Source organism: Neobacillus sp. S1227 (genome assembly GCF_055385255.1).
This window is the reverse complement of the sequence record NZ_AP038276.1, coordinates 1,292,501-1,313,034: the sequence shown is the minus strand read 5'-3', so window position 1 is coordinate 1,313,034 and position 20,534 is coordinate 1,292,501. Positions and strand designations below refer to the sequence as shown.

The 20,534-nt window shown below is 40.1% G+C and carries 19 protein-coding genes, 15 tRNA genes and 1 rRNA gene; 6 read left to right on the top strand and 29 right to left on the bottom strand.

Annotated features, from left to right (window positions below; genetic code table 11):
- Positions 1-22: 22 nt before the first annotated feature.
- Genes ACZ5AE_RS06655 through ACZ5AE_RS06645 form a run of 3 tightly spaced genes read right to left on the bottom strand, consistent with a single transcriptional unit; the run spans position 23 to position 2,925 of the window.
- Complete coding sequence (locus tag ACZ5AE_RS06655; RefSeq protein WP_464573564.1) at positions 23-847, bottom strand: ABC transporter ATP-binding protein; 825 nt, start codon at positions 845-847, stop codon at positions 23-25.
- Positions 848-859: 12 nt separating this feature from the next.
- Entirely contained in the window at positions 860-1,870 is a 1,011-nt protein-coding gene (locus tag ACZ5AE_RS06650) for a FecCD family ABC transporter permease (protein WP_464573563.1), read from the bottom strand.
- Positions 1,871-1,878: 8 nt separating this feature from the next.
- Positions 1,879-2,925, bottom strand: coding sequence for a FecCD family ABC transporter permease (locus ACZ5AE_RS06645; protein ID WP_464570610.1), 1,047 nt, complete (start codon positions 2,923-2,925; stop codon positions 1,879-1,881).
- 260 nt (positions 2,926-3,185) lie between these two features.
- Here ACZ5AE_RS06645 and ACZ5AE_RS06640 point away from each other — a divergent pair, with 260 nt between their 5' ends.
- Entirely contained in the window at positions 3,186-4,133 is a 948-nt protein-coding gene (locus ACZ5AE_RS06640) for an iron-hydroxamate ABC transporter substrate-binding protein (protein WP_464570608.1), read from the top strand.
- A 619-nt stretch (positions 4,134-4,752) separates the two neighbouring features.
- Here ACZ5AE_RS06640 and ACZ5AE_RS06635 read toward each other — a convergent pair.
- Positions 4,753-6,408 carry an FAD-binding dehydrogenase gene (locus tag ACZ5AE_RS06635; protein WP_464570606.1) on the bottom strand — a complete coding sequence of 552 codons (1,656 nt, stop codon included), beginning with the start codon at positions 6,406-6,408 and terminating at the stop codon, positions 4,753-4,755.
- A 174-nt stretch (positions 6,409-6,582) separates the two neighbouring features.
- The gene (locus tag ACZ5AE_RS06630) at positions 6,583-7,203 is read right to left on the bottom strand and encodes an NAD(P)-dependent oxidoreductase (protein WP_464570604.1); all 621 of its coding nucleotides are present in this window, start codon (positions 7,201-7,203) and stop codon (positions 6,583-6,585) included.
- Between the two features lie 590 nt (positions 7,204-7,793).
- Between ACZ5AE_RS06630 and ACZ5AE_RS06625 the strand changes: the two genes are divergently transcribed.
- Positions 7,794-7,916, top strand: a complete 123-nt coding sequence (locus ACZ5AE_RS06625) for a YjcZ family sporulation protein (protein ID WP_464570602.1) — start codon at positions 7,794-7,796, stop codon at positions 7,914-7,916.
- A 37-nt stretch (positions 7,917-7,953) separates the two neighbouring features.
- Positions 7,954-8,079 carry a YjcZ family sporulation protein gene (locus tag ACZ5AE_RS06620; protein WP_464570600.1) on the top strand — a complete coding sequence of 42 codons (126 nt, stop codon included), beginning with the start codon at positions 7,954-7,956 and terminating at the stop codon, positions 8,077-8,079.
- Between the two features lie 322 nt (positions 8,080-8,401).
- Here ACZ5AE_RS06620 and ACZ5AE_RS06615 read toward each other — a convergent pair whose 3' ends face one another.
- The 4 genes from ACZ5AE_RS06615 to ACZ5AE_RS06600 all read right to left on the bottom strand — a co-directional run bounded on the left by ACZ5AE_RS06615 (position 8,402) and on the right by ACZ5AE_RS06600 (position 11,459).
- The gene (locus ACZ5AE_RS06615) at positions 8,402-9,034 is read right to left on the bottom strand and encodes a class I SAM-dependent methyltransferase (RefSeq protein WP_464570598.1); all 633 of its coding nucleotides are present in this window, start codon (positions 9,032-9,034) and stop codon (positions 8,402-8,404) included.
- A gap of 320 nt (positions 9,035-9,354) precedes the next feature.
- On the bottom strand, positions 9,355-9,819 hold the full coding sequence (locus tag ACZ5AE_RS06610) for a hypothetical protein (protein ID WP_464570596.1): 465 nt from the start codon (positions 9,817-9,819) through the stop codon (positions 9,355-9,357).
- A gap of 72 nt (positions 9,820-9,891) precedes the next feature.
- Complete coding sequence (locus ACZ5AE_RS06605; protein WP_464570594.1) at positions 9,892-10,332, bottom strand: hypothetical protein; 441 nt, start codon at positions 10,330-10,332, stop codon at positions 9,892-9,894.
- 77 nt (positions 10,333-10,409) lie between these two features.
- On the bottom strand, positions 10,410-11,459 hold the full coding sequence (locus ACZ5AE_RS06600; protein ID WP_464570592.1) for a DUF3231 family protein: 1,050 nt from the start codon (positions 11,457-11,459) through the stop codon (positions 10,410-10,412).
- A 359-nt stretch (positions 11,460-11,818) separates the two neighbouring features.
- On the opposite strand from ACZ5AE_RS06600, the gene ACZ5AE_RS06595 reads away from it, so the two are divergent.
- Together ACZ5AE_RS06595 and ACZ5AE_RS06590 are read left to right on the top strand one after the other, a co-directional pair.
- The gene (locus ACZ5AE_RS06595; protein WP_464570590.1) at positions 11,819-11,965 is read left to right on the top strand and encodes a hypothetical protein; all 147 of its coding nucleotides are present in this window, start codon (positions 11,819-11,821) and stop codon (positions 11,963-11,965) included.
- A 255-nt stretch (positions 11,966-12,220) separates the two neighbouring features.
- On the top strand, positions 12,221-13,414 hold the full coding sequence (locus tag ACZ5AE_RS06590; protein WP_464570588.1) for a YbfB/YjiJ family MFS transporter: 1,194 nt from the start codon (positions 12,221-12,223) through the stop codon (positions 13,412-13,414).
- 304 nt (positions 13,415-13,718) lie between these two features.
- On the opposite strand, the gene nadR is transcribed toward ACZ5AE_RS06590, so the two are convergent.
- The 3 genes from nadR to ACZ5AE_RS06575 are packed head-to-tail and all read right to left on the bottom strand — an operon-like array spanning position 13,719 to position 16,273.
- Entirely contained in the window at positions 13,719-14,747 is a 1,029-nt protein-coding gene (nadR, locus tag ACZ5AE_RS06585; protein ID WP_464570586.1) for a multifunctional transcriptional regulator/nicotinamide-nucleotide adenylyltransferase/ribosylnicotinamide kinase NadR, read from the bottom strand.
- Positions 14,744-15,442, bottom strand: coding sequence for a nicotinamide riboside transporter PnuC (pnuC, locus tag ACZ5AE_RS06580; protein ID WP_464570584.1), 699 nt, complete (start codon positions 15,440-15,442; stop codon positions 14,744-14,746). The genes nadR and pnuC overlap by 4 nt, the downstream gene beginning before the upstream one ends.
- Before the next feature lie 60 nt (positions 15,443-15,502).
- Entirely contained in the window at positions 15,503-16,273 is a 771-nt protein-coding gene (locus tag ACZ5AE_RS06575; protein WP_464570582.1) for an NUDIX domain-containing protein, read from the bottom strand.
- Positions 16,274-16,471: 198 nt separating this feature from the next.
- On the opposite strand from ACZ5AE_RS06575, the gene ACZ5AE_RS06570 reads away from it, so the two are divergent.
- A complete protein-coding gene (locus tag ACZ5AE_RS06570; RefSeq protein ID WP_464570580.1) occupies positions 16,472-17,227 on the top strand; it encodes a vWA domain-containing protein in 756 nt (251 codons plus the stop codon).
- A gap of 74 nt (positions 17,228-17,301) precedes the next feature.
- Here the strand turns inward: ACZ5AE_RS06570 and ACZ5AE_RS06565 are convergent, their stop codons facing one another.
- The 17 genes from ACZ5AE_RS06565 to rrf all read right to left on the bottom strand — a co-directional run bounded on the left by ACZ5AE_RS06565 (position 17,302) and on the right by rrf (position 20,449).
- Positions 17,302-18,483 (bottom strand): NupC/NupG family nucleoside CNT transporter, encoded by a 1,182-nt coding sequence (locus ACZ5AE_RS06565; protein WP_464570578.1) that lies wholly within the window; start codon positions 18,481-18,483, stop codon positions 17,302-17,304.
- Positions 18,484-18,883: 400 nt separating this feature from the next.
- Positions 18,884-18,965, bottom strand: a tRNA-Leu gene (locus ACZ5AE_RS06560).
- A gap of 6 nt (positions 18,966-18,971) precedes the next feature.
- Positions 18,972-19,045: transfer RNA gene (locus tag ACZ5AE_RS06555), tRNA-Cys, on the bottom strand.
- An 8-nt stretch (positions 19,046-19,053) separates the two neighbouring features.
- Positions 19,054-19,128, bottom strand: a tRNA-Gly gene (locus ACZ5AE_RS06550).
- Between the two features lie 7 nt (positions 19,129-19,135).
- Positions 19,136-19,207: transfer RNA gene (locus ACZ5AE_RS06545), tRNA-Gln, on the bottom strand.
- 40 nt (positions 19,208-19,247) lie between these two features.
- Positions 19,248-19,323 (bottom strand) — tRNA-His (locus ACZ5AE_RS06540).
- A gap of 11 nt (positions 19,324-19,334) precedes the next feature.
- Positions 19,335-19,408: transfer RNA gene (locus ACZ5AE_RS06535), tRNA-Trp, on the bottom strand.
- 5 nt (positions 19,409-19,413) lie between these two features.
- Positions 19,414-19,498, bottom strand: a tRNA-Tyr gene (locus tag ACZ5AE_RS06530).
- 28 nt (positions 19,499-19,526) lie between these two features.
- A tRNA-Thr gene (locus ACZ5AE_RS06525) sits at positions 19,527-19,599 on the bottom strand.
- Positions 19,600-19,614: 15 nt separating this feature from the next.
- Positions 19,615-19,690, bottom strand: a tRNA-Phe gene (locus ACZ5AE_RS06520).
- A 120-nt stretch (positions 19,691-19,810) separates the two neighbouring features.
- A tRNA-Asp gene (locus ACZ5AE_RS06515) sits at positions 19,811-19,887 on the bottom strand.
- A 3-nt stretch (positions 19,888-19,890) separates the two neighbouring features.
- Positions 19,891-19,964: transfer RNA gene (locus ACZ5AE_RS06510), tRNA-Met, on the bottom strand.
- A 9-nt stretch (positions 19,965-19,973) separates the two neighbouring features.
- Positions 19,974-20,049: transfer RNA gene (locus ACZ5AE_RS06505), tRNA-Val, on the bottom strand.
- Positions 20,050-20,055: 6 nt separating this feature from the next.
- Positions 20,056-20,130, bottom strand: a tRNA-Glu gene (locus tag ACZ5AE_RS06500).
- A 20-nt stretch (positions 20,131-20,150) separates the two neighbouring features.
- Positions 20,151-20,241, bottom strand: a tRNA-Ser gene (locus ACZ5AE_RS06495).
- 5 nt (positions 20,242-20,246) lie between these two features.
- Positions 20,247-20,321: transfer RNA gene (locus ACZ5AE_RS06490), tRNA-Asn, on the bottom strand.
- A gap of 11 nt (positions 20,322-20,332) precedes the next feature.
- Positions 20,333-20,449 (bottom strand): 5S ribosomal RNA (rrf, locus tag ACZ5AE_RS06485).
- Positions 20,450-20,534: the final 85 nt, after the last annotated feature.

Below are 20,534 nucleotides of genomic sequence, written 5' to 3'. Positions count from 1 at the left end.
TTTTCTCCGTCCATTCCCAAGATTAAAGATTAACTACCTTTTGTTTATTTGGATGCTGTTCCTTTTGAATTAAATCATAAGAAAGGCAGACAGGCTTTTTTGTTCGTGGATCTTTTACTATTTCAGCATCAATTTGAAAAACCTCTTTTAACACTTCTGAGGTCATCACTTCTTCAGCTGTTCCCTCTTTCACCAATTTTCCGGCGCGCATAGCCGCCATATGGTGTGAAAAACGGGCAGCATGATTAAGATCATGAATCACCATAACAATCGTTCGCCCTTCTTCTTGATTTAGTGTTTCCAGCAGCTGCAAGATCTCTAGTTGATGGGCCATATCCAGGTACGTTGTTGGTTCATCTAAAAGCAACAGGTCCGTTTCTTGAGCGATCGCCATCGCGATCCAGGCACGCTGCCGCTGTCCTCCCGATAGCGCATCGACTGATTGGCCCGCAAACTCCATTAATCTTGTCTTCTTCAACGCCCACTCAACAACATCCTTGTCCTTATCCGACAGTCTTCCAAAGCCGCTTTGATGAGGGGAACGCCCAAATGAAACTAACTCATATACGGTTAAACCGCTTGGTGCCTCAGGACTTTGCGGTAAGACTGCCATCTTCTTGGCAATTTCCTTTGTTGGAATCTTATGAATCATTTTCCCATCAAGATAAATGCTGCCCGATTTTGCTGGATGAACACGGGCAATTGTTTTTAAAATGGTTGATTTACCACAGCCATTTGCCCCAATAATCGTGGTAATTTCCCCTTTATTAATTTGCAAATTTAAACCTTCTACTATGACTTTATCTCCGTAGCCGATTTGCAGATTTTCGGTAGAAAGTGAAACCATCATTCGTTCCCCCTATCTTGCCTTCATTAACAAATATATAAAATATGGTGCGCTAAAAATGGCCACAACAATCCCTACAGGTATTTGGGTCGGTGCCAGCAGATTTTTGCCTAGCGTGTCAGCCAATAACACCAAGAATGAACCTAAGATAGCTGTCACCGGAAGCATCAGCTGATGCCTCGGTCCGACTAATCTTCTTGCAATATGCGGGGCCACCATACCGAGAAAAGCAATTCCTCCTCCGGCTGCCACACTAAATCCGGCCAAACCTACGGCAACGAGAAGCAGCAGCCTCCGTTGATTTTCCACCCTGATTCCAAGTCCAGTTGCCACCTGATCACCCAAATTTAATTGATTCAAAATGTGTCCTTTATATACAGCAAACACAAGGAGCAACAGAATTAATGGCGTCAGTACACTGACCATTCTCCAATTTGCTCCCCAGATATCGCCGGAAAGCCAGACAGCTGCCTGCATAAAATCTTGCGGATTCATTTTTAATTGAAAAATCACAATCGCTGCACCGAAGCCGGAATTCACTCCAATCCCAACTAAGATTAAGCGAACCGGGTCAATCCCTTTTTTCCAGGCAATCACATAAATCAGAAGTGCTGCGATAACAGCTCCAACCAAGGCAAAAAGGGGCATTAAGAAAATCCCCAATGTACTAATATCATTCATGGTGCCTTGAAAAAAATAAATGAATAATATCACCGCGAAACCAGCACCTGTATTAATACCCAGTATTCCCGGGTCCGCCAAATCATTTTTGGAAACTCCCTGGAGAATCGCCCCTGCCACCGCTAATCCTGCACCGATCAGCAGGGATAAAATCATTCGGGGAAGCCGGAAATCCACTAAAACCAGCTGATCACGAGCTGTCCCCATCCCAACAAGAGTCTTAAATACATCTAGGGGAGCAATACGAACGACACCCAAATTTAAGCTAACGATAAACATTATGATTGTCAGCAAAAACATTGTAATAATCGTGGTAATAAACTTTTGATGTTTTGTTTTCAGAACATTCATTACAGCCCTCTCCTTTCCCCGCGTGCCAGGTATAAGAAATAGGGAACGCCAATTAGAGCTGTAATGGCTCCAACCGGGGTTTCGAAGGGTGCATTCACCATTCTTGCAACAATATCAGACACGACTAGCAACAGCCCTCCGAATACAGCCGATAAAGGGATAATCCAGCGGTAATCAGAACCGATCATAAACCTGACAATATGAGGGATGACCAGCCCAATAAACCCTACTGCTCCTGCAACCGATACAGCAGCCCCTGTTAAAACCAAAACAACAATCACGCCGAGCGTTTTTACCAGCAGGGTATTTTGTCCAAGACCTTTTGATACTTCTTCTCCCAAACTTAAAATGGTAACCGACCGGGAAATATACATGGCAAGCAAAAGCCCTATACAACCCGCTCCAAGCAAAATTTTGACCGAACCCCAATTAATCGATGTTAAACCGCCCGCATACCAAAAACTCATATCTTTGGCCACCTGAAAATGAAGAGCTATAGCATTGGAAAGTGCACTTAGCATCGCACCGACAGCTACACCGGCAAGAGCAAGTTTAACCGGCGTCAGACCGCCTTTTGAAAAGGCACCAATCATGAACACAACAATGACCCCAAACCCTGCCCCTGCAAAAGATGCAAATGTAAGAGATAAAATGGTGGCAGCCGGGAAAAGGGCAAGCGTAAGGACTAAGGCAAACGCAGCCCCTTCTGTTACTCCCATGATTGAGGGAGATGCTAGCGGGTTGCGGGTTAATCCTTGCATTAAAGCACCAGAAACGGCAAGAAACGCTCCTATTAAAACCGCCCCTATTGCTCTTGGCAATCTAATTTCTTGAATAATTTGATGTGAGGTAAAATTTGGGTTAAATCGGCTAATCGCTTCCCATACTGTTGCCAGTTTTATGTCGGCAGCACCATAAGCAATCGATAAGCCAATGGAGAGTATGATTAGAAAAATCCCTAATACGAGAAAAATTGACCCTTTAAAGGATGTTCTCAATGCTTTTTTTTTGTAATCGTGATGTGTTAAAGTGGCATTGTCATTCAAAAATGAACACCCTTTCTCTATGTAAAAAACAATGAATTAGTAGTTTAAAATAATGATAATCATTATCATTAAGTATAAGCAGAGGTCTTATATTTTTCAATATGTAAGTAGGAAAAAATAAATATCCCATAAATCCCCTTCAATATTTATTCATAATTTGGGGATAATTTTATCGAATCTAGTATTGACTGATTATTTGAAAATGATTATCATTTGCATTATAAGAACTGGGATATACAGTACATAGGAGGCAAAACAAAATGTTAAACAAACGCTTTTATTTATCTTTTACTTTAATAATAATGTTATTTATCGTAACAGCCTGTAATAATACGGATCAGTCCCAGCCAAGCCAGAATGGAAATGATAAAAAAACCGAAACCACGTTAACGGATGCCATGGGAAAAGTGACGGTTCCAGCTAATCCAAAGCGGATTCTTGCACCTTATTTGGAAGATTCTCTCGTTGCATTGGGTGTAAAACCTGTGGCTCAATGGTCCATCGGAGATACTGTTTTAGACTATTTACAGCCAGAGCTAAAAGGTGTTCCGAAAATTGGCTGGGACCTGCCGCTTGAACAAACAATCAGCAACAACCCGGATTTAATCATCTTCAGTTCACCAACAGCCATACAAAAAGGACAATACGAAGAATATAAGAAAGTGGCGCCGACTTACGTATTTAAGGATGAGGTAAGTGGAGATTGGCGGAAACAGCTTACACAAATGGGAGACATCTTAAATAAACAGCAAGAGGCCAAGGATGCACTTGCAAAGTATGACGAAAAGATTAAAGACGCAAAGTCTAAAGTCCAGGTATCAATTGGTGATGAAACAGCAGCAATTATTTGGGTAATGGCCGATAAATTTTACCTAATGGAAAACAACAGATTCGCCGCAAATGTTTTATATAAAGATTTAGGCGTAAAACAGCCCGCTTTTGTAGAAAATTTAGGTCCTGCTGCAGCACAATGGGACCCAATAGCACTTGAAAAACTACCGGAAATTAAAGCGGACCACATCTTCCTGATCAGCAAAAAAGGCGAAGCAGGCCTAGAGATATTAGAGAAAAGCTCTATTTGGAACGGACTTGACGCAGTGAAAAATGGCCATGTATACGAAATGAACGACCCAAGCAACTGGACCATCAACGGACTAATCGCCAACGAAAAAACCGGAGACGAAGTTGTAAAAGCATTAACCAAATAAGTATAGTGCAAATTATAGAAAAAGCGTCGGTTCACCCCACGTACACTGACGCTTTTGTTTTTATTCATTGCCCCATTTTTAAACGCATCAGTTGTTTGAAAAGAAAATCTGTCTGCACAGCCACTACTACGACTCCCCTTCTTAGGATTTTGATAAAAAAAAGACTCACCCAATTACACCTGCAGCAATTGTGTGAATCTCCAGTTTATCCTTCACTTTGATTAACTTAATAAGGATATATAAGTGGACCTTAAAGTTTGTCAACGCTTACTTTTATTTAACTAGCAGTCGTTAATTCAGTAATATGGACTAATTCCACATTATATAAAGAGTCTATTTCTTTAATTTCGCAATAACCGGAAGTGTACCTGTAGATAATTTCATAAACTTTTCCCTTGTATCTAACATGTGTGTTTTGCTTCAATAGACTCACCTCAATAATATTTATTAATTTAGTTATATAATTTTTTTAGAGAAGAAACTATAAGCCATTTATACAAATTTTTTAATGAAGCTATTACTTTTGTAGGGTTTTTGGTGAAAAATAATTGAACATATTGTTATTTATGCAAAAAACGTCTTTACCTTTTCGTAAAGAAGTCCATATCCATCTATTAATCTAATTTAATACTGCAGCAATGGTCCTTCCTGCAACACGGCCTGTGAACAGACATCCACCCAAAAAAGTCCCTTCAAGAGCACGATAGCCATGGACACCGCCGCCGCCAAATCCTGATACTTCACCGGCAGCGTAAAGGCCTGGAACCGGATTGCCCGATTCATTCAAAACCCTTCCTGATAAATCTGTTTGCACCCCCCCTAATGTTTTCCGACTAACGATATTCAAGCGAACCGCGATCAGCGGGCCGTTTTTCGGGTCGAGGATTTTGTGTGGCGGTGCCACACGGATTAACTTATCACCGATATAATGACGCGCCCCGCGCATTGCTGTAATCTGAAGGTCTTTCGTAAATTTATTTTCAATTTCACGATCTCGTGCTTTTATTTGGCTTTCGATATCCGTGAAATTCAATAAATTACCCCCAGTCAGGTTATTCATTCCTTTGACCAGATCAGCCAAATTATCCGCGATGACAAAGTCCTCTCCTTTGTCCATAAAGGCTTTTACCGGAGCAGGAGCATCGCCAATTGCTCTCCCTAACACCTTTCGAATACTTTTACCCGTTAAATCTGGATTTTGTTCTGACCCGGATAAAGCAAATTCCTTTTTAATAATTTTTTTCGTTAAAATAAACCAGGAGTAATCATAGCCCGTCTGTTTGATGGCTTCTAAAGTGCCCAGTGTGTCGAAGCCTGGAAAGTTTGGAGCCTGAAAACGCTGACCGCGAGCGTCCAACCAAATGGAGGAAGGTCCGGGCAGAATCCGAATGCCATGCTTGCTCCATATCGGATTCCAGTTTTTGATTCCCTCCGTGTAGTGCCACATGCGGTCGCGATTGACAATGCGGCCGCCAGCTGCCTCGGTAATAGCGAGCATCCGGCCGTCAACATGAGCAGGTACGCCTGAGAGCATTTGTTTAGGAGGTTCGCCCAGCCTGCTTGGCCAATTTTTTCGAATCAATTCGTGGTTTCCACCAATACCGCCGCTTGAAACTAATACGGCCTGGGCACTGTATTCAAAGCTGCCTGCAACTTCCCTGCTGCTATCCTCCCCGCGGGCGGTGGAACTATTGACAAGAACAGAACCACTTACGCCTGTAGCAGCACCATTACTTGTAATCAGATTGTCCACCCGATGACGCGGACGGAACTGAACCAGCCCATTTTTCATGTGCTCACGGACACGACGTTCAAATGGCTCGATAATACCGGGACCGGTTCCCCAGACGATATGGAAACGCGGCACGGAGTTCCCATGACCCTCTGCAAGATAGCCGCCACGTTCAGCCCAGCCCACAACCGGAAAGAAGCGTACACCCATCTCATGCAGCCACGTGCGCTTTTCCCCAGCAGAAAAATCAATGTAAGCTTCTGCCCATTTACGTCCCCAATAATCCTCATCGTCTTCCCGGTCGAATCCCGCCGCCCCAAGCCAATCCTGCCAGGCTAGCTCTTTAGAATCCTTGATCCCCATTCGTCGCTGCTCTGGGGAATCTATTAAAAACAGACCGCCAAACGACCACCAGGCCTGTCCTCCCATCGAGGCATCGGGCTCTTGGTCCAAGAGCAGCACTTTTTTCCCGGCATCAGCAATCTCTGCCGTTGCTGTCAATCCGGCAAGTCCGGCACCTACCACAATTACGTCAAACTCCATTCGGCTTTCCTCCATTCATTATCTGTTATAATTTTCAGATAATGATATGTTACCATCTTTTTTGAGTTTTTTTAATAATCATCAGAAAATACATAGTTTTGCAGTATTGAGTAACTAGCTTGATACCTTGTGTCATTACCTTATGATAGCAAGTAATAATGTAAAAGAATATTATTAGTAGGCGATACCTACACGTGAATTAATATAATTGTTACTTTCAATCTGCTTATACGTAAATTCTGCTGTATCCGATACGGATATTTTAACTCCATTCACCGGCAAAAAATCACGTTCCACACGATATTCACCCAAACTTTCTCCATCCGGTAAATACGTAGGACATACAATAGTCCATTCGAGTGTTGATTGTTTTAGCATTTCGTAAACTTTATGATGCTCTTCTGCTGCACGAGTTGATTTACGTTTTGATTCACTTGATTGATATCGCAGTAAATTTGGGGTAGTTCTACTTTGCAGGATACCCGCAGTTCCTATAGTAATAAACCGTTGTATACCTTCGTTTTCCATTGCTGCGATAATATGTGGTATACTTTCAGACAAAGTTGCTGCCCCATCAGTATTTAACGCACTAATAACTACATCAACCCCTTCCATTGCACGTATGATATCCTCTTTGTTTAAAACATTTCCTTGAATAATAGTTAAATTTTCATTATTTATTTGAATCTTCTCTGGAGTACGGACTAATGCAGTTACATGATGTCCGTCATGTAGAGCATAATTAACTATTTGACCTCCAACTCGTCCAGTTGCACCTAAAATAAAAATATTCAAAAGTAAAATCCTCCTTATTACGAATACAAACATAACACTAAACTATAAATGCTATTATTTATTCTTTTGCTCTTTTCGTAAAGTTTGTTGTTTTTGGGAATAACACTGTCCGTTCCTTTCCGCTACAGGCGCTCAGCAAACCCGCGGGGAGGAAGTCGAGCCTCCTCGACGTTCCGTCTGCGGGGTCTCGACCTTTCCTCTATTTCCCGCAGGAGTCAAGCACCTTTCGCTCCAATCCACTCAGTGTTTTCAATATAGTTAAAAGCAACAATCTCTGAGAAAAGAGCCATTCTTTTTTAACCTATGCGGGATGACTATTAAGTATATAAATTCAAATTTCTTAAATGAAGTAGAAAAGAGACAATCATTTTACAATTATATAATGCAGAATCCCATGAGTACTGACAGGGAAGGCGTAAGCGTCAATTTTCCAAACATAAAAAAACAAACGAATTCCTTTTGGCTATTTTAAGTTAGCTAAGACCTTCTTCCCCTTTTCTTAACAATTTCAAAAAAATGGATGTAAGCCTTTCCCTCTTTTTTATTTTCTTCATACCTTATTACTACCGAAAAGTAAGGGAGGTATATAGATGGCAGATGGTGCAGGATTCGGTTCTGGATTTGCGCTGATTGTTGTATTGTTTATCCTTTTAATTATCGTCGGTGCTTCGTTTGTCGGCGGATACGGTGGCTATGGCGGCTTTTATTACTAGGTCGGTTTATTTAATTTAATAAAGGGGGGATTTTATAATGTTCGGATATGGCGGATTTGGCGGATATGGCTATGGCGGTTATGGCTATGGAGGCGGTGCTTTTGTTCTAATCGTTGTATTGTTCATTCTTTTAATCATTGTTGGCGCAGCTTGCTTTTATTGATTAAATAATACGCTTTCACATTTATAAAAATACAAAAGGTCAACTCTCAGCACGAATCGAAGAAGTTGACCTTTTGTTTGCTATTTTATTTTGTCAAATAGACATTTGCACCTTTTACTTAGAGACACGGTCATTTATTCTGTGGCTATTTCTTTTTAAATAGGATTTAGCCTTGTCAGGAAAAACAGTCAAGCATATCTTATTGTAAGCCATAGCTTTACAAGCATATGAATTACCTGCCATTAAGAAAGAAGTCTCTGCCCAAGACTTCCTTCTTTTTGTTATGGGTAGAATTCTTCTTCAACGCGATTTTTTGTGATTTTCATTTTAATCCTTTTTGACATTTGACCATTAAAAATTTAAATGGAGGTTTATTTTCCATATTCTTATGTGGCTCAATAATTTCCGAAATTTCTATCAGTCCATATTTTCCAAACTCTTGTTTGATTGAGTCAGAATCATAAAAAAACAGTGTTACCCCATCTTTTGTCTCGAAATAGTCTTTCCCCATTTGTTGGCCCTTTCCATACATTGGGGCTTCTTTGGAAATCGCAGTAAAAATCATATAACCGTTTGGCTTTAACTGATTATAGCAATCATTTATAAACTCCTCTCTCTCACGATGATTCAATAAATGAATAAGTGCATGACAAAATATCCCGTCATAAAGTTTGTTATCAAAAGGCATATCGGTTACTGAACCATGAAAAATACTAAAATTAAGCCCATTTTGCCTTGCCAAATCGATCGCTGTTTTTGAAATCTCAATACCTGTTACATTTATTCCGTTATCAATAAAAACCTTTGCATTCCTGCCATATCCAATACCAGGAATTAATATATCCTTCACTTTCTTTTCAAGGAAAAACTCCTTTGTTAAGATGGCGGAGTCTGAAGGTTCAAATCCCCACATCATTTGATTTTCTATAAAACTTGATTCCCAAAATTCAGTCATACCTCAAGTCTCCTATACAAAACATTAACCATTATTTATTCTCGAAATTATATCAAATTTCAACATTAATTTAAAACATCCCCAATTCAATATAGATTGAAAATGTCTGATTTTATTTATTTGGAAGCCCTGAGGGATTTCAAAAAAAGCAAAAGGTCAACTTGCACTGTTTGAGTAACTTTGTGATTTCGGATGTAAAAAGGCAGTAAAAACCTCGCTAACTCTGAGCCTTGTATAACAAAGTAAAACACACTGCGAAATCCAGTGTGTTTACATTGATAATTCATTGTTTGCACTTTTAAAGTTAACCCGTAAAATAACTACTCCTTTGGTAAATCCTTATGTTCATATTTTAAAAGCTTACTGGTAATGGAGGGTTTTGCTGGCCCGTCGGGATGGCTATCGACGATCACACCGAAGGTTAGAGTATCAGTCCCTAATGGTTTCTCGTTGGCAGGAATGACATTCACCTTTACAATAAATGGATATTCCTCGTTTTCGCCTGTTACTTGAGGCTCTGTCACCTCAACAACATTGTAGTTTTTCTCCCAGTCAAATGCCATACCAGAAATGTTTTGATCTTTATAAAACTCTCTTACAGATAGAATGATATCCTTGTGAATTAAATTAAGCATAAAATGTTTTAAATGTTGTTCTTGAGTCACATCATTCGTTACATTATACAAATCATCTTGTAAACCGTTCATATTGTACTCTTCTCCTTTTACAACACTTGGTATAGCTAAAAACAACAACATGAAGGGCAGGATTAAAATATTTTTCACACGTATCACCTCCTGAAAAATATTATTTGTTCGATACGGCAATTGGAATATATACATCTGCAAATCCTTTATTTAAATCAATTTTTTTATTATTAACCCGACAGCTAATCCAGGTATCACAAATAATATTGGAAGCCAAACAGGTCCAAATAATACCCCAAAAATCGTCAATTTTGATGAATAAATACAACCAACTGTTACAAAATAGGCTGAAAAAACAAACGGAAGATAAGAATGCTTTTCTTTTCCACCACCTGCATCTTTAAAGGCATCCCACATGGCAAAAAAATATAAACATGGATAAAACATTAACCATTGATAATTAGTTTGTTCAATCGCCCTTTTTATTTCTCCTTGAAAACTTAACATAATGATGGTATTAAAATTACTTTGAACATTAATTAGAAACTCTAAAAACACAAAAACTATGCCTTTTATTGGCTTACCATTTAGAAATTGACCAAATCCTGGGAGTGCAATACTCCATAACAACGCTTCTATACTATTCGCCACATCGTTCTATTCCTTTTCTACATTTCTTTTTCGACTAGCTATCAATTAGTCGTTGTTCAAGCTGTTTAAATTGTATCTTAAGTCCTGTCATAAGCTTTTGGCGGAGATTCCAACCATCCTTTATCAATTAAGATATTCATGCCGTCATCGACAAATAAGCCAATGTTTACTAGTGTTCTTATATATAACATATCGATATCTCTTCTTGCAGTTACCGCCAGTGAGTTACCGAATGCCCTAATCTTCATTGCGAACATATCCACTTTATGAAACAGCATTATTTTATCGGAAAAAGGGGGATATGTAGAAGTTGTAACCAAATGACCAAGGTAACCAGGCGATTGTATTTGCTCAATGTGCAGTTTCTCCTTATATTGCTTTACAGCCTTATCAGTCATGTCTAAACCTCTTTTAAATAAAGCTCTTATCTTTTCATCTTGAACTATTTGATGAAAACCCAATAATAATGCCATACTTGTTGTGTTATTCTCAATGTTATCCCAAAGATGAATGATTTCTAATGCCTGTAATGGCCGGACATTCCCAAGAAAACCAGTTGTGTAACTTTGTTTATCAATTTTATCAACTCCATCTGGTGTAGGAATGATAGGAGGCTTAGGAATAAACTTATTTTCAATTAAAACATTATTAATTTGCCCTAATAGGACTGTAGTACATTCATTACAATAAATGAAGAACTCTCTTATATCCTCTCTCAATACCAATGGAACTGCTACTGCGTAAAGGCTCATACCTGCCTTTGCCGCATATTTTAAATAATGAGCATAAAATTCATCTAGGTATAAGCGAGGGGCCCCAAGATTGACATCATCTTTAGTAAATCCAATAGGTATAGGGAAATTTTCTTTATTAAAAAATTCTTCTATCCGCTGCATGAAATCCCTGGATAGGGCTAAACCATTTTCCAATAGCAGCCTAATATCTTCATCATCACAATGTTGAAGAAAATAACTCAAGATTTGAATGGACATACTGTTTCCCATATAAGTAGCCCAGAGTTTACCCATTTCAAAAGTCGTGAAAGGTTGGGCAGCATCTAACTCACTTAAACTTATACCCAGTGGTTTCATTACATTCATTGGATTTAATCCTCTATCCGTGGTCATAAGTAATCTCCTTTTCCCGCATTTGCGCTTATGATTTCCATTGGATATTAATTTAATTCCAATAAATATGACCGTTCACTTATAACGGTAATGAAAAAAGGACTGAGAAAACAGTTTATTTTGTATTTACTGACAAGAGGTTAAACATTGAGGATATTTTGTTTTAAAATGAAAATAGACTAGTAGAATTTAAAAGACAATTTAATTTACGAGGGGTATCGGTATTTATTTAAAACAGCTGAACTTTTCATCTATAGCTTCACGACTTTTGCCAAGAGACCTTTGTTCCGTGTATTTATATGCTTCAACCATTTTTATTTTTAAGACAAAAGTTGGACATATTATTCGTAGGAGGTGATATGGTGGCTGACAAAAACAAAACTTCCGAACAAATAGAAAGAGACAGTCAATTAGATAGATACAACAACGATCGACATAATGTTAATGCTAGTGAGGCAGCGGCTCTAGAACCAGAAATTCCAAGAATTAATACGGAAAATCTTTAACAGCAAGAATATTATTCAAACATTTGAAATAGCATACCGAATAACAAACTAATACTTGACCTTTCAACGCTTGGATCTATGAATCCAAGCGTTATTAATTGTAATATGCTTTATTTCTCTTCCACTCGTTATTTGTTTAATCATTTTGATATATAGAAAAGTGATATCGATACATTAATTTTTAGTATTGTAGCACGCAGCTAAAAACAGATAAGATAAAAATATAATAAAATTATTATAATTGAAGGTGAAAATTTGAATAAAAATCCTTTTTTATTTTTGATTGGAGGAATTTTTTCATTAATGATTGCGATGGGAATTGGAAGGTTTGCTTATACTCCAATCTTACCGCTCATGCAGGAGGCTCTTGCCTTTACTGATGCAGCTGCGGGCTACCTCGCTTCAAGCAATTATGCAGGGTACTTTGCCGGGGCTTTTTTAGCAGGAGTTCTCCCTTTGAAAAAGCATAGAACAATTTATTTAAGAATTAGTCTTGCGGTAAGTATTATTACCACTTGCTTGATGGGGCTGACTCACTCCTACACTCTGATGCTCATCATTCGCTTTATTTCAGGAGTGTCTAGTTCATTCATTTTTGTATTAGCTTCAAGTATTGTTCTAGATAAACTGGCCATTGCAGGAAAAACAAATTGGGCAGGCTATTTTTACTCAGGGGTAGGCTTTGGAATCTTTTTTTCGACACTCTTTATACCGAGTTTTAACGATTTATTTATGTGGGACGGTGTATGGATAGGGCTAGCCATTTTAGGCGGTATCCTTACTATCTTCGTATGGTTTTGGCTTAAAGATTCCCCAAACACGAAGGAAAAAAAGGCTAACCAAATGGTTACTATACAAGCTCCACCCCTAAAATGGCTTCCTTGGTTAATTATTGCCTATGGACTAGAAGGGTTAGGGTATATTGTTACAGGTACATTTATTGTGTCAATTGTTGAAAAGACCTCAATTTTCAGCATTGACCCTGCAATTGTCTGGATGGTTGTTGGTTTAGGTGCAATTCCCTCATGTATCGTTTGGTCAACCCTTGCAAAAAAATGGGGCTTTGTAAAATCATTAGTGATTTCGATGATTCTCCAATCAATCGGAATTGCACTGCCCGTTTTCTGGTTGACCCAATCCAGTATAATGATCAGTGCATTATTATTTGGGGCAACTTTTATGGGGATTACCACACTCGCCACAACATTAGCACGCCAAATGAGTCCATCAAATAGCAGTCGAATTATTGGTTACCTTACCGCCATTTATGCTGCCGGTCAAATGATTGGACCAACAATCGCTGGAATTCTATTATCTTATACTCAAAGTTTTAATACAGCGTTAATCGGAGCTGCTAGTGTAGTATTCATTGGATCTATGTTACTTGTAAGTGGTATTCGATTTGATCGAATGCCACACTCAGAATCATCGTCTATAAAAGCAAACTGAAAGAGAGAGATTAGGAAACTTTGACCCGCCTCATCACTCATATTTATAAAAATTCGGCTTAACTTTTCACCTGCACAGCCCACGATTACACGACTTTTGCCGTGTAATCGTGGGCTGTGTTTCAAAATGTGTTTCAAGCTAGTTTAAAGCCCTATAACGCCCGAACGGGATTGTGACCTTTCGTTCAGGTGGTTATGAGGGGCTTCATTACGCCCGGACCGAAAAGTGACCTCAGCCCAGGTAGTTTTGACGCCATAAACCGAAGGAGTCCCTTAACAGGCGATTTCCTAAACCAAATAATTACCTATACTCTCTCAAACATTCCACCTATCATCTCAATCGATTTTTCCAACCGTTCTTGATAGGTCCCGCTGATGCTTACAAATTCGATTCCGTTTCCTTTTAATAATTCCTTCAAACGGAGATTATTTTCTTCTCGGACCGTTTGTTCTCCATGTACCCTTAATCCGTCATCCACCCATTTGACGTCAGGCTCTAAAAATAGGCATAGATGATACTGTTGAATCCGGGCGATTTCATCCAAGACCTGTTGATGTCTCTTGTTATACAGTTCGGAGTAAAATTGAGTGACCGCGGCTTCAGTGTCAATAAAGACGATTTTATTTGCCTGTTTAATAGCTTCATATTCTTTCAGTTTATGTCCATAGGCAATGATTGGGTAATCCTCCTCTAAAATAACTCCATCACAGCCTCCTAAATCTTCACAGTACTCTCTACCGTATTCTTTTACATAAGTCGTATTATAGATGAGCGCTAGATTCCTCGTAAGTGTTGATTTCCCACAGCTTTCGGTCCCTAAAATGACGACCTTTTTAATGAAATAGGGCTTCGCTACGTCAGGTATGTAATCCCAATAATGGAAGACTCCTTTATTCCTGATCTGCGTTGCCGAGATGGGACATTGTTCCCTTTTTTCATCAATCAAGATGTGTTCAGCCTTAGGATAGAGCTCTTTAAAAATCGCGTCATAGTCGATTTCAGAGCTAAATACCACAGCGATTTCCTTCCCGATCACCTCGCTTATTTTTAAGGCCCCTTCCTTCCAATTGTAATCCTTATCACCGTCATGATCCTCTACTTCCACGACCTTGACGTGTTCCATCTCCTTCGTCAGTTGAAAAAGCCAACGCAGCCGGACCCGACTTGGAATATAGGAAAGCTTGCTTCCCTTACATAATGCCTCATCCCTTTTTTGACTATGTGACAAGACCACATACAATTCATCGACCATCGTGGAAGCTTTGATGATGGCGTACACATGACCTTGATGCAAAGGCAAAAACTTTCCACCGTAAAATCCAATCTTCTTCATAACACCCCTTCTCCCTTCTGCTGTTTATAAACTTTAGACCAGTTGTAATAGCCGTATATACTGTTGATCAGAAAAGCGGACCACATCACAAGCATGGAGACATCGTTCCCATCTTGTAAAATTAATGCCTTTATCCAAAGGGCAATCGAAAGCACATTCACCGCAATCCAAAATAACCACTGTTCAGTTAATCTTTTTAACATGAGCAATTGGGCAATAACCGATAATGTCGTTGAAGCAGAATCGATCCAGACTACATTGCCTCCTATTTTTTCGAGCAGGTAAGCGTATAGAACAAAGATAACCAAAAATATGGAAAGCGTAATGGCCCACCCTTTTTTCGTCAAAGAACTGACTTGAATTTCTTCCCCTTTAACTGTGTGATCCGTTTTATGTTGCTTCCATAAATAGATACCAACGAACTGCAGCGGGAAATAAAACAGGGCATTAAGCATGACCTCACCAAATAGACCATAACCGTAAGAAATGTAGGCATAGGTTCCGGTTTGGATAATACCGAAATAGTAATTGCTCACCTTCCCTTTGGCGACCAACACAACACAAAGCATGCCTGAAATGGAGGTAATTAACCCAAGAATCGTATCGTCCCAGACAAAAAACAAATACACATTCACGAGTGTAAACGTAACAAGCCATAGCTTTTCAAATAGGGTCCAGTCTTTCAGGATCTTCATCTTTTATCTCCCCTTCATAGGAATTGATTAACAAATTGTTAATTGTAACGAAGAAAAAAATTAGTATTTTGCATTATAAATGGATACATACGGATCAAAATCATTAAAACGGTAGAGCTGTGCTTTATTCTTTGACCACCGATTAGTTTTTTGCGGCTCTCCATCCTTCTCTACTTTTTCAATAAATGGGAGAGTTGGGGCCTTTCTAAAAAATTGAGCATCAAGCTTTAGCCAAGGCTCATCCATGACAGTCAGCAAAACCCCTTGCAGCTCAGAAAGGACAAATTCCTTTGGTAAAAAGTTTTTGGCGAGCGTTGTTAAAGACATATCCTTTTTGATAAACCACAAAGCATCGTCAATTATTTGCTTGTGATCAAAAGCTAGGTTCAACTGAAACACTTCATCCATCGAGAATAATTCTACCTCCGCTGCATCGTCTGCAGCCCTCCTTTTGACCAGCTTATTTTCTGGAACAATCGCATAATGGGCATTCGAAATAATCCAGCCCCGCTTGTCACGGCCAAATTGGTCATATACGCCAAAGTGCTTGATTTTTAATCCTGCTACACCCGTTTCCTCTCTTAACTCGCGAACAGCTGCATCATAGGCAGTTTCCTCATGTCTAATAAAGCCGCCGGGCAAAGCCCATTTCCCCCCCTCGATATTGGGGCAGCCTTCTTTTGTCCGCTCTGCTCGTTTAATCAGCATGATTTTTAATGTTTTTTGAGGCGGCTTATAAGGGCCCACTTCCGTTGAAATAATCGTAAAAACGGCAATATCACTCGTATATCCATCAGGAGTTCGATATTTATTCACATCATAGTTTAACAAAGCTTCGTTCACCTATTTCTGTTGTTTTATTAATTAACATTTTGTTAATTGTTATTTGTATTATATCACTTGTTACCACTTCATGTTACATAAATAGTTCGACAAAATGAGAGAATTAACAAAGGATAATATTGGCAATTTTTGTTGACAGAATACTATAATATAAATGGATAATAGATTAGGGTGAGGAGGATGGAAATGGCGACAATCGATTTGCAGAAGAAATCAGTGAAGATTGTTTTAGAAAAGAAGAATTTAGTAAAGGTAACTGCTCGAGTCGGGTTGGTCCTCGATATTACCGGTTCCATGAGAAACTTGTATAAAAACGGGACTGTTCAGAGAGTGGTCGAGCGGATTTTAGCGATCGCTGCTCAGTTTGATGATGATGGCGTGTTGGATATTTGGGTTTATGATAATGAATTCTCCCGGTTAAAGCCTGTGACTGAAAGGGATTTTGAAGGCTATGTGAATCGCATTATTCTCGAGGATGCATTAGTACATAAATTCGGAAGAAATGAAGAATTGCCTGTTATGAAGGACGTGTTGAAAAAGTATCTTGAAGAAGATCCCTCACCTGCCCCGGCCTATATCGTGTTTATCAATGACGGCGGCTGCAAAAAGTCGATTAAGTCATTAATCGAAAGCTCGGCAAAGTATCCGGTCTTTTGGCAGTTTGTCGGCATCGGAAATGGGAACTTTGATTTTCTTAGGACACTAGATACTTTGGAAGGTCGAGTGGTCGACAACGCCAATTTCTTGCATATTGAAGAAATCGATAACATTCCAGATCATCAACTTTATGAATCATTGTTAAATGAGTTCCCTAGCTGGCTTAAAGACGCACGTCAAAAAGGGATCATTAAAGAGTCAGAACCGAAGCCGCCATCAAACACACCATCTGAACAACAAGAAGAAAGGAAATCAGGTTTTTGGAATAAAGTTTTTGGACGATAAGGAATCAGCAGAAAAAACCCCAGCGCATATTAGCGCTGGGTTTTTCATTAATGCCTCAAACTCTAATTCGGGTTTTATAAAATAATACTTACAATTGCACCCGAAAGAATGCTGACCAGTGTGGCTCCGTATAACAGTTTCAACCCGAAACGGGCGACCACGTTGCCCTGCTTTTCATTCAAACTTTTAACAGCACCGGTTATAATGCCGATAGATGAAAAGTTGGCGAAGGAAACGAGAAATACGGAAAGAATCCCGAGTGTCCGGTCACTGAAGTGGTGAGTGTCCTTAGACAAGTCCAACATTGCGACGAATTCATTGGTCACCAGCTTCGTTGCCATAATACCCCCAGCACTGACTGCCTCAGATAATGGAATCCCCATAATAAAGGCAATAGGGGCAAAGACATACCCTAATAATTGCTGAAAAGAAATGCTGAACAGCAACTCAAACACATTATTAATGGCAGCCATTAGCGCAATAAATCCAATCAGCATCGCACCGACAATAACAGCAACCTTAAATCCATCCAGGATATACTCACCCAGCATTTCGAAAAAGGTCTGTTTCTCCACATTTTGAATCTCCAAAATATCTTCACTTGGCTTTACCTCGTAAGGATTGATGAGCGATGCAACGATAAAACCGCCGAATAAATTTAGAACTAAAGCTGTGACTACATATTTCGGCTCCAGCATCGTCATATAGGCCCCTACAATCGACATCGATACAGTCGACATGGCCGAAGCACAGAGCGTATATAGACGCTTTTTTGAAAGCATGCCCAGTTGCTTTTTTACCGTAATGAAAACCTCCGATTGCACGACCATTAACGATGCAACCGCATTATACGATTCCAGCTTTCCCATGCCATTCACCTTACTTAACAGCCATCCGATTCCCCTCATAAAGATCGGGAGAATTTTCAAATATTGAAGGATTCCTATTAATACAGAAATGAAGACTATTGGCAGCAGCACGGTTAAGAAGAATGGTGCCTCTCCTTTATTCGCCATTCCGCCAAACACAAAGGAAACTCCTTCATTTGCATAGTCAAGCAATTTGCTGAATACTTTTGAAATACCCTGGATGATGATAAAGCCAAACTCAGTATTTAACAGCAATACGGATAAGGTTAGTTGAATAGCAATCATCACAATAATGGGTATAAATTTTACCTTTTTTCGATTCGAGCTTGCTAACCAAGCAGCAAACACGACAATTAGAATACCAATGAGTGAAATAATATAGTGCAATTTTTACCTCCTGATGCGTTGAAACATTATGTACGGGTTCCCTTCCCGATTGTATATAGTGTTGTAACCATCTATCTCCGCAGAAAGCATTGGTATATTTTGTTCATATATTATTAAAATAATTAATAGAATGATTTGAGTTGAATAGGGCTTTAAAAAGAGGAGTGAGTTAGTGATTAATCTAGTAAAAGGAAAGCTTTTTTAAGCGTAGAGGCACATTGAAATGTTATACGCAACCGATCAAGTGATATTCCAAAATGTTCAGTCGCATATAGCGAGGCTATAAATTTAATCCTGTTATTAGAGCAGTTTTTATTTCCGGCCAGCTACTCATGCCATGCAGCTGGCCTAGCTTTACGCAAAATAAAAAGCACTCACATATATATTGAGTGCTTTTTGATACCGGTGGTCGGGGTCGAACCGACACTCCTCACGGAACACGATTTTGAGTCGTGCGCGTCTGCCAATTCCGCCACACCGGCATAATATGGAGGCGGCAACCGGATTCGAACCGGTGGTAAAGGTGTTGCAGACCTGTGCCTTACCACTTGGCTATGCCGCCATATTGTTTGGAGCGGAAGACGGGATTCGAACCCGCGACCCCCACCTTGGCAAGGTGGTGTTCTACCACTGAACTACTTCCGCATATTGACTGGGCTAGCAGGATTCGAACCTACGAATGACGGAGTCAAAGTCCGTTGCCTTACCGCTTGGCTATAGCCCAATAATACAACATTTTCACTAATTCATCAATAGAAAGTTAATGGGGCGGCTGATGGGAATCGAACCCACGAATGTCGGAACCACAATCCGATGCGTTAACCACTTCGCCACAACCGCCATTACAGCATTGGCAGGGGTAGTAGGAATCGAACCCACACCAAAGGTTTTGGAGACCTTCGTTCTACCTTTAAACTATACCCCTAAAAATGGTGGAGGGGGACGGATTCGAACCGCCGAACCCTGAGGGAGCGGATTTACAGTCCGCCGCGTTTAGCCACTTCGCTACCCCTCCATCTATATATGCACTTGCTGCTTGCAAGTGCCGGCAAGAGGACTTGAACCCCCAACCTACTGATTACGATTCAGTTGCTCTACCGATTGAGCTATACCGGCAAAATTGAATCAATATGGTGGCTCAGGACGGAATCGAACCGCCGACACAAGGATTTTCAGTCCTTTGCTCTACCGACTGAGCTACTGAGCCAAATTTAAATGATTTCCTATAACTAATTCCAGATAAGTTCTTTCTCACAGATTGCTGCAGAAGCTTATTCGATGATGTGAGCAATATGCTCTACCGGCTGAACTGCTGAGCTATCATAAATGGCGGTCTGGACGGGACTCGAACCCGCGACCTCCTGCGTGACAGGCAGGCATTCTAACCAACTGAACTACCAGACCGAATTGCGGGGGCAGGATTTGAACCTGCGACCTTCGGGTTATGAGCCCGACGAGCTACCGGACTGCTCCACCCCGCGATAATATTATGGTGGAGGATGACGGGATCGAACCGCCGACCCTCTGCTTGTAAGGCAGATGCTCTCCCAGCTGAGCTAATCCTCCGTTAAATGGTGACCCCTACGGGATTCGAACCCGTGTTACCGCCGTGAAAGGGCGGTGTCTTAACCGCTTGACCAAGGGGCCGTTTTAAAAAAAGTTTATAATGGCGGAGAGCAAGGGATTTGAACCCTTGATACGCGGTTAACGTATACACGATTTCCAATCGTGCTCCTTCGGCCACTCGGACAGCTCTCCATAAATGGCTCCGCAGGTAGGACTCGAACCTACGACCGATCGGTTAACAGCCGATAGCTCTACCACTGAGCTACTGCGGAATAATATAACAGCCTGGCAGCGTCCTACTCTCACAGGGGCTTTCGCCCCAACTACCATCGGCGCTGAGAAGCTTAACTTCTGTGTTCGGGATGGGAACAGGTGTGACCTTCTCGCCATTACCGCCAGACCATTTATCAGACACTATTTTATTATAATATCTTTTTCATATTTTGCAAGAGGAAATTCAAAAATTTTTCATTCCCTCAAAACTA